This window comes from Ruegeria sp. N4 (assembly GCF_056531425.1).
This window is the reverse complement of record NZ_JBQFLT010000008.1, coordinates 49,497-62,400: the sequence shown is the minus strand read 5'-3', so window position 1 is coordinate 62,400 and position 12,904 is coordinate 49,497. Positions and strand designations below refer to the sequence as shown.

15 protein-coding genes are annotated in these 12,904 nt (G+C 60.6%); 6 read left to right on the top strand and 9 right to left on the bottom strand.

Going from position 1 to position 12,904, the window contains the following annotated elements:
• Window positions 1-79: 79 nt before the first annotated feature.
• Window positions 80-1,540, bottom strand: coding sequence for a MocR-like pyridoxine biosynthesis transcription factor PdxR (gene pdxR / locus ACR0LW_RS13550; protein ID WP_170624550.1), 1,461 nt, complete (start codon window positions 1,538-1,540; stop codon window positions 80-82).
• A gap of 131 nt (window positions 1,541-1,671) precedes the next feature.
• On the opposite strand from pdxR, the gene ACR0LW_RS13545 reads away from it, so the two are divergent.
• A complete protein-coding gene (locus ACR0LW_RS13545) occupies window positions 1,672-1,980 on the top strand; it encodes a winged helix-turn-helix domain-containing protein (protein ID WP_170455133.1) in 309 nt (102 codons plus the stop codon).
• Complete coding sequence (locus tag ACR0LW_RS13540) at window positions 1,973-3,004, top strand: permease (protein ID WP_480882939.1); 1,032 nt, start codon at window positions 1,973-1,975, stop codon at window positions 3,002-3,004. The genes ACR0LW_RS13545 and ACR0LW_RS13540 overlap by 8 nt, the downstream gene beginning before the upstream one ends.
• Window positions 3,005-3,060: 56 nt before the next feature.
• On the opposite strand, the gene ACR0LW_RS13535 is transcribed toward ACR0LW_RS13540, so the two are convergent.
• Both ACR0LW_RS13535 and ACR0LW_RS13530 read right to left on the bottom strand, forming a co-directional pair.
• Complete coding sequence (locus tag ACR0LW_RS13535) at window positions 3,061-3,450, bottom strand: hypothetical protein (protein ID WP_170455129.1); 390 nt, start codon at window positions 3,448-3,450, stop codon at window positions 3,061-3,063.
• Between the two features lie 51 nt (window positions 3,451-3,501).
• The gene (locus ACR0LW_RS13530; protein WP_170455127.1) at window positions 3,502-4,266 is read right to left on the bottom strand and encodes a DUF1013 domain-containing protein; all 765 of its coding nucleotides are present in this window, start codon (window positions 4,264-4,266) and stop codon (window positions 3,502-3,504) included.
• Between the two features lie 484 nt (window positions 4,267-4,750).
• Here ACR0LW_RS13530 and ACR0LW_RS13525 point away from each other — a divergent pair, with 484 nt between their 5' ends.
• Window positions 4,751-5,770, top strand: a complete 1,020-nt coding sequence (locus tag ACR0LW_RS13525; RefSeq protein ID WP_480882938.1) for a hypothetical protein — start codon at window positions 4,751-4,753, stop codon at window positions 5,768-5,770.
• A gap of 121 nt (window positions 5,771-5,891) precedes the next feature.
• Window positions 5,892-6,551, top strand: a complete 660-nt coding sequence (locus ACR0LW_RS13520) for a ribonuclease T2 family protein (RefSeq protein WP_480882937.1) — start codon at window positions 5,892-5,894, stop codon at window positions 6,549-6,551.
• Here ACR0LW_RS13520 and ACR0LW_RS13515 read toward each other — a convergent pair.
• Window positions 6,548-7,036 (bottom strand): hypothetical protein, encoded by a 489-nt coding sequence (locus ACR0LW_RS13515; RefSeq protein WP_480882936.1) that lies wholly within the window; start codon window positions 7,034-7,036, stop codon window positions 6,548-6,550. The genes ACR0LW_RS13520 and ACR0LW_RS13515 overlap by 4 nt on opposite strands.
• A 190-nt stretch (window positions 7,037-7,226) precedes the next feature.
• Here ACR0LW_RS13515 and ACR0LW_RS13510 point away from each other — a divergent pair, with 190 nt between their 5' ends.
• On the top strand, window positions 7,227-7,895 hold the full coding sequence (locus ACR0LW_RS13510; RefSeq protein WP_480882935.1) for a hypothetical protein: 669 nt from the start codon (window positions 7,227-7,229) through the stop codon (window positions 7,893-7,895).
• A 20-nt stretch (window positions 7,896-7,915) separates the two neighbouring features.
• On the opposite strand, the gene recR is transcribed toward ACR0LW_RS13510, so the two are convergent.
• The 4 genes from recR to ACR0LW_RS13490 all read right to left on the bottom strand — a co-directional run bounded on the left by recR (window position 7,916) and on the right by ACR0LW_RS13490 (window position 11,803).
• Window positions 7,916-8,509 carry a recombination mediator RecR gene (recR, locus tag ACR0LW_RS13505; RefSeq protein WP_480882934.1) on the bottom strand — a complete coding sequence of 198 codons (594 nt, stop codon included), beginning with the start codon at window positions 8,507-8,509 and terminating at the stop codon, window positions 7,916-7,918.
• 61 nt (window positions 8,510-8,570) lie between these two features.
• Entirely contained in the window at window positions 8,571-8,915 is a 345-nt protein-coding gene (locus ACR0LW_RS13500) for a YbaB/EbfC family nucleoid-associated protein (protein WP_039529126.1), read from the bottom strand.
• Between the two features lie 229 nt (window positions 8,916-9,144).
• Entirely contained in the window at window positions 9,145-10,014 is an 870-nt protein-coding gene (locus tag ACR0LW_RS13495) for a TauD/TfdA dioxygenase family protein (RefSeq protein WP_480882933.1), read from the bottom strand.
• A gap of 31 nt (window positions 10,015-10,045) precedes the next feature.
• On the bottom strand, window positions 10,046-11,803 hold the full coding sequence (locus ACR0LW_RS13490; protein WP_480882932.1) for a DNA polymerase III subunit gamma/tau: 1,758 nt from the start codon (window positions 11,801-11,803) through the stop codon (window positions 10,046-10,048).
• A 173-nt stretch (window positions 11,804-11,976) separates the two neighbouring features.
• Between ACR0LW_RS13490 and ACR0LW_RS13485 the strand changes: the two genes are divergently transcribed.
• Window positions 11,977-12,489 carry a protein-tyrosine phosphatase family protein gene (locus ACR0LW_RS13485; protein WP_480882931.1) on the top strand — a complete coding sequence of 171 codons (513 nt, stop codon included), beginning with the start codon at window positions 11,977-11,979 and terminating at the stop codon, window positions 12,487-12,489.
• Here the strand turns inward: ACR0LW_RS13485 and ACR0LW_RS13480 are convergent.
• Entirely contained in the window at window positions 12,481-12,888 is a 408-nt protein-coding gene (locus ACR0LW_RS13480) for a hypothetical protein (RefSeq protein WP_480882930.1), read from the bottom strand. The two genes, ACR0LW_RS13485 and ACR0LW_RS13480, sit on opposite strands and share 9 nt — an antisense overlap.
• Window positions 12,889-12,904 lie beyond the last annotated feature (16 nt).

Below are 12,904 nucleotides of genomic sequence, written 5' to 3'. Positions count from 1 at the left end.
AGCCTTTGATATGGTTTTGGCGCATGGGTGCAGTCGGCGTTAGGGCCAGACGGGAAAGCGGAATATATCCAGTCTGGACCTAGCCGGACCGGATTGAATCGGCAATTTGCTTGATCCCGGGGGCGATGCGTTCGGGCGCAATCGAGGAATAACCCAGTCGGTAGTAGTTCTTGGGGCGGTCCGCGCCCGAAAAGAAGGGCTCGCCCGGTTCGATATGCACACCCTGATCCTGCAACCTGCGGGCAAGCTGCGTGGTATCGATATGTTCGGGGGCTTTCATCCAGATGGACGACCCGCCGAGCAGCCCGCGCCCGGCCACGCCCAGCTTATGAGTCTGCACGGCGTCATCCAGCGCGGCCCGCCGTTTTGCCAGCGCGTTGGACATGCGCCTGATCTGGGCATCGTAATGCCCAAGCGACAGGAAATAGGCCGCTGTACGCTGCACATGCCCCGGCGGGTGGCGCAGCACCAGCGACCTTAGCGCGCGCGCTTCGCGGATAAAAGACTCGGACCCGACCATGTAGCCAAGCCGAAGCCCCGGAAACAGCGATTTCGAAAAGCTGCCGACATAGATCACGCGCCCGTCGCGATCCATCGACTTCAGCGCAGGGGACGGCGCGCTCAGGTAGGCCATCTCGAACTCGTAATCATCTTCGACAATCATCGCGTTCAGGGCACGGGCGCGTTCCAGCAGTTCGGTCCGGCGGCTGACGGGCATGGTTGCGGTTGTCGGGCTTTGATGGCTGGGGGTGGTGAAAATCACATCGGTGCTTTCGGGCAGTGCCGCAGGCGGCAGCCCGTCGCTGTCCACGCGGATCGGCTCGATAGTGCAGCCCGAATGGGTCAGCAATTCCCGCAGCGCGTAATAGCACGGGTCTTCAATCGCAGCCGTGCGCCCGCGGTCCAGCAGGATGCGCGACGCCAGCCACAGCGCATTCTGGGCCCCCAGCGTGATCAGAATCTCTTCGGGTCGGGCAGTGATGCCCCGGCGTGGCAGAGTGTGGCGGGCAATGAATTCGACCAGCAGCGGGTCGTCCTGATCGGCATAGTCGGCGGTCAGGGAATCAAAATCCTTGTGCCCCAGTGCCCGCACCGCGCAGAGCCGCCAGTTGGCGTGATCGAACAGCGTCCGGTCGGCCTGCCCGTAGATGAAAGGATAGCGATATGTGCGCCAGTCGCTGGGTTTGGCCAGCATGTCACCGCCGGAAAACCGGCGCGCCAGCGCATTGTCCCAATCAACATTTTCCTGGCTGCGCTGAACCGGCGTGTATTTCGGCGGCACGGGCGCATTCTCGGACACGTAATAGCCGGATCGCCCCTTTGCGGTCAGGTAGTCATTTGCCAGAAGCTCGGTATAGGCCAGCGTGACCGTGATCCGGCTGACACCCAGATGCGCCGCCAATTTGCGGGATGAGGGCAGCTTTTCTCCCACGTGAAACCGCCCGGACAGGATGCCCTCGGCGATCATCTGCTGGATCTGCGCCTGCAGCGTGCCTTGCCCGTTGAGTTCCAGAAAGAAGGTGTCGATTGAGATTGCCATAGGCGCTTATAGATTGGACTTACTGGCGGGGCAATCTGGACTTACGGTTTTCCCTAAAATTTGCAGTGCGGATTGACGGGCGCAGGGAATCAACCTAATTAACTAGAAATCTAGTTTAATGGAAGGTTCAGATGTGGGAAACAGCTGCCGCAGGGTTTTCGGCCATGGGGTCCGAGGCGCGGCTGAAGGTTCTAAAAACGCTTGTCCGCGCCGGTGAGGCCGGTCTGACAGTGGGTGAAATCCAGAACCGCACGGGAATCGCGCCATCGACTCTGGCGCATCATCTGCGGTTTCTGGCCGCTGGCGGTGTGGTCGAGCAGGAGAAAATCGGGCGCAGCACGATCAACCGCGCCTGCTTTGACGAGTTGCGAAATCTGGCGCAGTTCATTCTCAGCGAATGCTGCGCCGATGAGGTAGGGAAGGCCGCGAACGATGGCTGAATTGACGCAAAGCCCGAAAGTCTCGGCCAAGGCCATGTTGGATCTGATCAGGACACCCTGGGCGCTGATCGTTGCGATTCTGGCGCTGGTGGCGCTGCTGGATCCGGGCAACTGGGTTGAGGTTGTGACCTTCGCGGCCAAGGCGCTGGCGCATACGGGCCAGTATATCCTGTTTGCCGTTTTGCTGCTGTCCTACCTCAAGGCCACGGGGGCCGAGGTCATGGTGGCGCGCGCGTTTGAGGGGCGTGAAACCCGGATGATCTTGCTGGCGGCCCTGTTTGGCGGGCTTGCGCCGTTTTGTTCCTGCGAGGTCATTCCTTTCATCGCGGGGCTGCTGGCGCTGGGCGCACCACTGTCCGCCGTGATGGCGTTCTGGCTCAGCTCACCGCTGATTGATCCGCCTACTTTGCTGATCACCGCTGGCGCGCTGGGCTGGCCCTTTGCTATCGGTAAGGCGGTAGCCGCCGTTGCGCTGGGCCTGTTCGGCGGGTTCGCCGTCCGCCTGCTGATGCGCAGCGGCGCATTTGCCCAGCCCTTGCGGGAATACAAGCCCGCCGGATGCTGCGGCTGCGGCCCCAAACTGGACGACAAGCCAGTCTGGAAATTCTGGCAGGAACCCGAGCGCCGTCAGCGATTTCGCTCTGAGTTCGTGCATAATGGCGTCTTCCTGCTGAAATGGCTGGCACTGGCCTATGTTCTCGAAGCACTGCTGGTCAGCTACGTGCCTGCCGACCTGATTGCCCGCGTTGTGGGCGGTGAAGGCGTGCTGCCCATCGTGGTCGCGGCGCTGGTCGGGATGCCGGCCTACCTGAACTCTTACGTGGCACCGCCGCTTCTGGCGGGGTTGATGGAACAGGGGATGACTGCAGGGGCCGCGATGTCCTTTATGGTTGCCGGTGCGGTCAGTTCGATCCCGGCTATGGCGGCAGTCTGGTCGCTGGTGAAACCGCGCGTCTTCGCCACCTATCTTGGCCTTGGGGTCGGCGGGGCAATCGTCGCCGGGATCCTGTTCCAGATGATCTGAACGAAAAAACCGCCCGGCGCATGGTCCGGGCGGTTTTTTGTTGGGTGCGACCCGGATCAGCCGGGTTCGCAGAACTTGGGAAGTTTGAACCGGTATCTGGGCTCGCCGCTTTCGACGTAAACCCGTTTTTCGACACAGGCGCTGGTGCCAACCGTCTGGGACACCGGCGCTTCGGTCGAGGTGATCGACGCAGCCGTTCCGTCCGGCAACCGGACCGAGGCGATGACGCCGTTCTTCAGATCACCATTGATCGCGGTTGCGGACAGCACCGGTACGGTCATGAACGAGTGATGTTCGTGCTTGCCATCATCCCCCAGCAGGTAAAGACCGCTGACGATGATCACCATCACCACAGCCGCTGCCAGACCCAGACCCCATGTTTTCAGAAAGGCATAGATCGACACGGCGCGATGCGGGCCGAAAACTGCAGACAATACGCTCAGCATGAGGTTCCCTCAGGACAGTGCCCCGGCCGGATCGGACCGGGGCTGGCAGGATCAGGGGCGCAGATCATCCTCGTCTTCCTCATCCCCGCCGCCTTTGGGCAGGTTGAAGAAGCTGTCGGCGTCCACGATCGGATCACTGTCTTCTTTCTCGTCTTCCGGGTCATCAGACAGCGAGAAGGTTTCGAGCCCTTCAATGGCCGTCGGAATCTTCGGAGCCGCGTCCATCTCAAGCGACTGCTCGGTCGAGACCAGCTTGCGGCGCTCATCATCGCTCATGACGCCGCCTTCGGCGGCTTTCTTCGCGGCGGCCTTCTGCACCACGGCATCCAGTTCGGACTGTTTGCACAGGCCCAACGCAACCGGGTCGATGGGCTGCATGTTGGCAATGTTCCAATGGGTGCGTTCGCGGATCGACTGGATGGTCGGCTTGGTGGTGCCCACCAGTTTGGCGATCTGACCGTCGCTCAGTTCCGGGTGGAACTTGACCAGCCACAGGATCGAGTTCGGACGGTCCTGCCGTTTCGACAGCGGTGTATAACGCGGGCCGCGGCGCTTTTCCTCGCCAGCCGCAGACGGGTTGAACTTGAGCTTCAGCTTGTGCAGCGGGTTGTTCTGCGCGGCGTCGATCTCTTCCTGCGTCAGCTGGTTGTTGGCAATCGGGTCAAATCCCTTCACGCCAGCAGCCACGTCGCCATCGGCGATGCCCTGTACTTCCAGCTCGTGCATTCCTACGAAATCCGCGATCTGCTTGAAGCTGATCGTGGTGTTGTCCACCAGCCATACGGCGGTAGCCTTGGCCATAAGCGGTTTTGCCATCAGCCCGTCTCCTATACATACATCTGTCCCGTCGCCGGAATTCGGCGGCCCCGAGGTCTTGGGGCAGGTTTCCGTTGTCGGGGAACTTGGCCCGTATATAGTCGCGCAACGGCCAGAAGGGAAGGGCCGAATGCGCCTGACCGTTTACCGGGCACAACGCCACCCGATGCAAAGCCTGTCACGTCCCATCACGTCGCGGTGTGATCTTGTGCAGCGGGCCGTGAGGTATTGGCTAATATTGATTTATTACAGTCGCTTAACAAGGTTTCTGTCACGAGCACCGCAATTTGACATGCCGCAGGGCCGGGATCATATGGCGGGACCGCGCCAAACAGGTTCGTTCTGTTCAGCCAGGATTTCCAAATCGTCCCTGACCAACACCTAGGTGCCGCACAAGACTGCGGCCTGGTTGCGCGTGCCCGCATGCGATCCGGCTGGGTCCTTTGGAGACCACCTGAACAGGAACCCAAAAAGGATACCTCACATGACACGCACAAGCAGCCTGCTCAGCTTGCCGTTCTTCGTTCTTGCCACCGCCGGATTTGCTCAGGACAGCCGGTTTTCATCCGAGATCAGCGTCGAACTGGAAAGCGACTTTACCTTTGACGCCGACGATCCAGATGCCGAGCTAACCGATACCTTCGCCACCATCGAGGGCGCGTTCGGCTATCAGTTCACCGACCGGTTCTCGCTGCAATCAACACTGGTGTTCGAGCCGGTCGAAGACGCCACCAATGACCGCTTTTTCGAAGATCAGGGCCTTTACTCAGAAGAGTTGTATTTTGGCTATGACTTCGGATCCGCCGCAGTTGCAGTCGGCAAATTCAACCCCAGCTTCGGCTTTGCCTGGGATCTGGCACCGGGCGTCTTTGGCGTTGATTTTGCAGAAGATTACGAGATCACCGAACGGGTTGGTGCCTCGGTCAGCGTGCCATTCTCGGGGCTGGGCGGAGAGCATGCGCTGACGCTGGCTGCCTTTACCACGGATCGCACATTCCTCAGCAACTCTTTGTTCACCGAACGCGGGCAAGCGCGCCTGGAGGATGGCGGTGTGTCAAACACCGACGATATCGAGTCCTTCACCCTGTCGCTGGCGGGTGAGATCGGCAACACGGCCTACACGCTGGCGCTGCAGGAACAGGCCGCCGGTGAAGGCGATCAGGCCGACCAGTCCGGTGTTGTCTTCGGGCTGGTTCATCTGCTGGACGCAGGCGGCACCGAGGTCGAGTTGTTAGGCGAGGTTGCCTATTTCGACGAATTCGACGGCAGCCCGGACTCGGCCACTTACGCAACGCTGGGCGCTGCTGTTCCGGTTGGCCCCGTTATTCTGTCCGGCGTTTTTGCGGTGCGCGATGTCGAGAATGCTTGGACAGATACACTGGCGACGGTATCTGCCGAGTGGCCGCTGGCCGATAATCTGGGTGTGTCGCTGGCCTATCGCTATGGCGATGAGGAGGGTGTGCAAAGCCAGACACTGGGCGCGCTGCTGGCCTATGAGTTCTGAACCCCTGTTGGCGCGCCGGACATTCGGCGCGCCGATTCTGTGGCCAGAATGGCCCTTGCCTTACGCGCTGGTTTGACGGCTAAATTGGCCGATACCCAAGACTACAGGCGCGATACCCCTCATGCAGTCATTTCTGGCCTTTCTTGCAGCCGCATTGGCATTTGCCGCCACAGTGGTAACCCCCACAGTTCTGAGAGCAGATGGCGAACCTGCCGGAGAATTTGACTACTATGTCCTGTCGCTCAGCTGGTCGCCGAACTGGTGCGCCCGCGAAGGGGATGCGCGTGGGTCCGACCAATGCGATGCGCGGCATGATCATGGATGGATTCTGCATGGGCTATGGCCGCAATTCCATCAGGGCTGGCCGTCTTATTGCCGCACGCCCGAGGCTCAGCCGTCCCGCTCCATGACCCGCGGGATGGAGGATATACAGGGCAGCGCTGGTCTTGCATGGCACCAGTGGAAGAAACACGGAACCTGCTCGGGCCTGTCCGCGCCTGCCTATTTCGCCCTGTCGCGAGAGGCATACGACCGTGTTCAGCGGCCCGAAGTGTTCCGGAAGCTGGATGCAACGGTCAAACTGCCCGCGTCGGTGGTGGAAGAGGCGTTCTTGAAGGCCAATCCGGGGCTGGAACGCGACATGATCACCATCACCTGCAAGCAAGGCTATATCGAAGAGGTCCGCCTGTGCCTGTCCCGCGATCTGGACCCGGTTCCCTGCGGGCGGGATGTGATCCGGGACTGCACCGCCAAGGACGCGCTGTTCGATCCGGTACGTTAGAGCGTTTTGTTCTGACACTCCCGCGCGTATTCCAGCGCTTTCGCGGTGCCTTTCAGATCAATTGCCATCACGGTTTCGCCTGCGGGGTTATAGACAGTCATCGTCTTGTTTTGCGCAATCGCCGCGACAAAATCCCGGTCGGTGAAAAACACCGTCGCGCCGGGGACGCGATCCTGTTTGAAGCCGATTGCGGCGGCATCAAAGCTTTTGCCGTCGAGCTCGAACCGGATCGGATAGCTTTGGCCGGGTTCAATCTCGCCCCAGGCCTTGTTGAACACGGTGAAATACCCGCGATTGTCCAGCGCGTCATAGCCCAGCCTGACGACCGAGAGGTCTTGATACACCGTCTGAATCAGACACCCGTTTCCAAGGGCCGGGTCCATCATGATGTTCCAGCCTTCGACAAAGCCTTTGTCGACGAGTTGTTGGGCGAGGGTGGCGGTTGCGGTGAAGGCGGCGAGGGTGAGGGCGAGAAGGCGGGTCATTATGTTTTATCCAGAATCAATTTTAGCTCAGTCAGAACTCTATTTGACACGCAAAGCTGAACAAAGATGTTATCTAGTTGCTGTGCCGGATCATTGGATTGACCGAACCTAATTCGGATGTGAGTTTTTACTGAACGCCGGTTTTTTGCACCGGCAAAAGCAGTTTGATCTTCAAAACAGGTATTACCGAATGCTAGCAAGCAGGTTTCTTTTTGTGCTTTGTACTTTTTCCGCAGCAGCGGTTTCGTCGGTCTCCGCAGATTCCAACGATTACAAAAAGTATTTTTTAGAACCCCATGAGTATTGCGAAACCTACGAATGCCGAAAGGGGCCATCTCTGTTTGATCCACCTATCTGGGACCAAGAATGGCAGCCGTTTGAAAGTTCGGATCTTGCAGTTTGGGGAGCAGATGTCTGCTTGGGTTACTTCCTGACCAAAAGTGAAAGTGCTTGGAATGGCGGGACACCTGACGGCAAGGAAGGAGACCACCACGGGTTCTATCTTGTTTTAGGTGATTTCGCAGCTCGATTGCACGTTTTTGACTGGCCCTATGCAACTGAGGGTAGCCCATATGCGGGCTACGGTGTTTACAACTGCGAGAACACAAGTTGGCCCGAGCTGTTATTGGACGGGACGCGCGTTGAGGAACTAAAGAAGTGGGTTGAGCACAGGTTGTCCGAAGCAAACGGGTGGGTCGGTAGTATTGACGGTTTTGAAGGGTCCCTAAAAGGTTCGTTCAGAAATGAAACGCTTGGTTTGACGTTAAGGATAGAAAACCTAGGCGGTATGAGGATCAGCTTTAGGGCGGATTATTTTGGACCACCAATCTTAATTGACGAAACGGGCGGCATGTATTGACGCTTGCCTCTCATGTCCGGTTACAACTCCTTCCGCGCCCTCAACGCTGCCGTAATCGTCCCGTCATCCAGATAGTCCAACTCGCCCCCAATCGGCACACCCTGCGCCAATGAGGTGAGGCGCACCTGCCCCTCAAACTGGTCCGCGATGTAGTGGGCGGTTGTTTGGCCATCGACCGTGGCATTCAGGGCCAGAATGACCTCGGTGATCCCCTCGGCCAGCACCCGGTCCTTGAGACGGGGAATGCGCAATTCGTCCGGCCCGACCCCGTCCAGCGCAGACAGCGTGCCGCCCAAAACGTGGTAGCGACCTTTGAAGACCCCGGCGCGTTCCATTGCCCAGAGGTCGGCAACGTCCTCGACCACGCACAGCTCTCCGGTCGCGCGGGCCTTGTCATTGCAGATGTCGCAGATGTCGTTGGTACCCACATTGCCGCAATTCAGGCATTCGCGGGCGGTGATGGCGACCTGCTGCATGGCGTCCGACAGCGGCGTCAGCAGCAGGGCGCGTTTGCGGATCAGGTGCAGCACCGCGCGGCGGGCCGAGCGGGGGCCGAGGCCGGGCAGCTTGGCCATCAGGTCGATCAGGTTGTCAATGTCGCTGTTCGAACTCACGGCCTGTCCTGTGTGACGCCGGAGGAGGCCTCCGGCGGGAGTATTTGGGAAAAGATGAAGCTCAGAACGGCAGCTTGATATCTGCGGGCAGGCCCATGCTCTCGGTCAGCTTGGCCATCTCTGCCTGCGAACGCTCGGCTGCTTTGGTCTGTGCGTCCTTGATTGCGGCCAGAATCAGGTCCTCGACCACTTCCTTATCGTCGCCGTTGAAGATCGACGGGTCGATGTCCAGGCCTTTGAGTTCGCCTTTTGCGGTGGCGGTTGCCTTGACCAGACCTGCGCCTGACTCACCGACCACCATGATGGTGTTCAGTTCTTCCTGCATGTCGGTCATTTTGGTCTGCAAATCCTGCGCGGATTTCATCATCTTGGCCATATCGCCCAGACCGCCGAGTCCTTTGAGCATCCGAATTCTCCTGTATCTTTGCTTGATGCCTAAATACGGACCGCAAAGGCATGGCACAAGGGGTCAGAAAAGCTCCCGCCCGTCGTCAAGGTCTTTGGCAAGACCTTTCCTTCCTTTGGGCCCGGCAGCGCGCGGGCTTTGCCCGCGCGCTGCCCGGCCCAACGCCGCTCAGGGGTATCGGCGTCAGCCGATGGCCCGTGGCGGGCGCGGGAGTGTTCCAGGGTTCGCATTACACCACGCGGACGCGGTCCAGTCCGTCCGCTTCGGTTACGGAACAGCAGATCGACCGCAATGTGCGTGGGTGGTTGTAGTCCCATGGTCGTCCACGGTGCAGCGTCGCCCGCTCGTCCCAGATCAGGACGTCGCCCGCGGTCCATTGATGCGAATAGACATATTCGGGCCGGGTGCAAAAGGCGATGGCCTCGTCCAGAATGGCCTGGCTTTCCTTGTGCCCCAGCCCTTCGATGGCGAAGGCGTGGGATGCTATGAACAGGGCCTCTTCCCCCGTGACAGGATTTGGCCAGATTGCCCGCCAGGGCCGATCGGGCCAACGGGTCATCCGGGGCAGGGCTGCCAGATCGGCATCGATTTTCATGCGGGAATGCGACAGCCTGTGCCAGATGATGGCGTCTTGCAGCGGTTCTTTCAGGTGGCCGGGCATCTCGGCCCAGGCGGCGCGTGTCGAGGCAAGTTCCGTCTCGCCGCCGCTGGGTGGGACCACGAGGGCGGTCAGAATATTGATCAGAGCAGGGGTAGGCAGGAACGTGCTGTCCGTGTGCCACAGCATATTGGCCTGCAAATCCAGCAGGCGCAGATCATCGCGGGCGCGCAAGCCGTCCTCTGTCTGATTGGACAGTTCCGACACCTGAAACTCCACATCGCGCCCCGCCGCCATTTGTTCGCGATTTTCCAGCGGACCAAACAGTTCACCCAGACGCATGTGATCGTCATCCGAGATGCTCTGCCCCGGAAAAAGCAGAGCGGAATGCGTTTCAAACGCATGCCGGATCTGGGGGTAGAGATAATCCTGCGTGACCTCGCGCAGGTCGACGTCATGAACAATCAGGCCGAATTTGGGGTGCAGCGGGGTTGTGCGCATCAGGCTCCTCGGTCATGGGGCGGGGGTCGAGTTAATCCTCTTCGAACGGGTCCCATTCATCCTCGACCTCTGGCAAGGCTTCGGTTTCGACCTGTGCCGCGCGTTGTTCGGGAGTTTCTATTCTGGTGATCTTGGCCTTTGGGAAATGTGCCAGCACGGCCTGAACCAGCGGGTGTTCCGAGGCTTCTTCTTTCAGCGCCAGTTCCGCCCTGTCGCGAATTTCGGCAATCGTCGGCGCGTCGCCATCGGACACAATCGACACGGCCCAGCGATTGCCTGTCCACCGCTGCAGGGCCGAGCCCAACCGTGGGGCCAGATCCGTCGGGGCTTGCGGCGCAGGCGTAAACTCGATGCGTCCCGGCTGATAGGAAACCAGCCGCACGCCGTTTTCGACCTCGACCAACAGTTTCACATCACGGTTGACGCGGATCAGTTCGACCACGTGATCGAAACTGGGATAGCGCGCCAAAGCGGCCTGCGTGTCCTGGGCCAGCGCCGCGACCGGAGCACCCGCTGCCCCGCGAGGCGCAGGCGTATAGGTCGGTGCTGCGCGCGCTTCAACCGGTGCAGTGCCGTTGCCGTGGATCGGCATACCGCCGCCCGGTCCGCCATTTGGTGGCGCAGGTGTATCCTGCAGACGTTTGATCAGTTCTTCCGGACTGGGCAGGTCGGCCACATGGGTCAGACGGATCACTGCCATTTCGGCGGCCATCATGGCGTTGGGGGCGGCCGAGACCTCCTCCAGCGCCTTCAACAGCATTTGCCACATGCGGGTCAGCACACGCATGGGCAGGGCGTCGGCCATCTGCTGGCCACGGGCGCGCTCGTCAGGGGATACTGTCGGATCCTCGGCTGCGTCCGGCGTGATTTTGACGACCGAGACCCAATGGGTGATCTCGGCCAGATCGCGCAGCACCGCCAGCGGGTCGGCCCCTTCGGCATATTGCGCGCTAAGCTCGGTCAGGGCCCCGGCGGCATCGCCGCGCAGGATCATATCCATCAGGTCCAGCACCCGGCCACGGTCGGCCAGCCCCAGCATGGCGCGCACCTGGTCGGCGGTGGTTTCGCCTGCGCCGTGAGAAATCGCCTGATCCAACAGTGAGGTTGCGTCGCGGGCAGACCCCTCGGCCGCGCGGGTGATCAAGGCCAGCGCGTCCTCGGCAATCTCGGCCCCTTCGGCGCTGGCGATCTTTTGCAGCAGACCGATCATATCCTCGGGCTCGATCCGGCGCAGGTCGAAGCGTTGGCAGCGGGACAGGACCGTGACCGGGACCTTGCGAATCTCGGTGGTGGCGAAGATGAACTTCACATGTTCGGGCGGCTCCTCCAGCGTCTTGAGCAGCGCGTTGAAGGCGCTGGTCGAGAGCATGTGAACCTCGTCGATGATGTAAATCTTGTAGCGGGCCGAGGCGGCGCGATAGCGGACGCTGTCGATGATTTCGCGGATGTCGTTGACGCCGGTGCGGCTGGCGGCGTCCATTTCCATCACGTCGACATGGCGGCCCTCCATGATCGCGGTGCAATGTTCGCAGACGCCACAGGGTTCGGTTGTCGGGCCACCAGTGCCATCGGGGCCGATGCAGTTCATGCCCTTGGCGATGATCCGCGCCGTGGTTGTCTTGCCGGTGCCGCGAATGCCGGTCATGACAAAGGCTTGGGCGATCCGGTCGGCTTCGAACGCATTCTTCAGCGTGCGCACCATCGCGTCCTGACCCACCAGATCAGCAAAGGTTTCCGGACGGTATTTGCGGGCGAGAACCTGATAGGCGGGGCTGTCTGTGTCGGTCATGTCTGCTCTGGCGGATTCGGGACGTCGTCGCAGCGTAGTGGCCGCTGCCGCCCGCGTCCACCGCGCGGTCGGGGAAATTTGGTTTGGAAAGACCCGAGATCGGCGTAAACTGGAATCTCAGTATTTTTGAAGCACATTTTACAAGCAGGCTTGGGTTTGGGAGGAAATCTTTGATGTCGCAACTGGTCGTCTACGCGCTGCAAGTCGGAGGCGGAACACTTGCGCTGACCTCGATGCCGGGACGCGGCGGAGATTATGCGGGCGATCTGGATACAATCGCGGATTGGAAACCCGGTCTTGTGATCTCGATGACCACGGAAGTTGAGATGCTGCAGGACGGGGCCCGGACCTTTGGCAGTGACATTCAGGGCCGCGCCAGCCGATGGGTTCATTTGCCGGTCGAGGATTTTGGCGCCCCGCCGCGCGCCGTTCACGATCGGTGGGGGTCGGTCAGCGCATCGGCGCGGCAGGCTTTGTCCGGCGGTGGCCGGGTGCTGGTGCATTGCCGGGGTGGGTGCGGGCGATCCGGTATGGTGGTCTTGCGCCTGATGCTGGAATGCGGGGAACCGGCAGACAAGGCGCTGGCCCGGTTGCGGGCCCTGCGCCCCTGCGCGGTGGAAACCGACGAGCAGATGGCATGGGCCACGAAAGCGAACCACGCACCTTTGGATGCGCGCTCAGGCTGATACCCGCGCCGGTTCCTGCACTGGTCTTGAAGGTCTCAGGGCTAAGACCTCAAGCATGGCGCAAGGCGTTCTTGGCAAGGCCCCGGACGGAAGGGCCGCGCATGTCTCGTCAAAAATCAGGTCGGCATAGGTATCCAGCGTTTGGATCGGCGTGTCCGCCTCGGTGCCGCAGAAGATGCGTATCTGTTCTGGTCCGGCGCGAAAGCGGGCCATGCACCCTTGCGCGCAATGCGTCAGGTCGCTGCTGCCTTCGATTTCGAATCCTTCGCTGGTGACGTGGTCGGCCTTGTTCATTGCCTCGGCCAGCGCGCGTGCCATGCGCGCCATTGCGGGGCAGGGCCCGCCTGTGCGTTGGCAAATGGTCGCCACGTATTCGTGGGTTTTTGTCTTCCAGATCATCCTGCGCCCTCCGCGC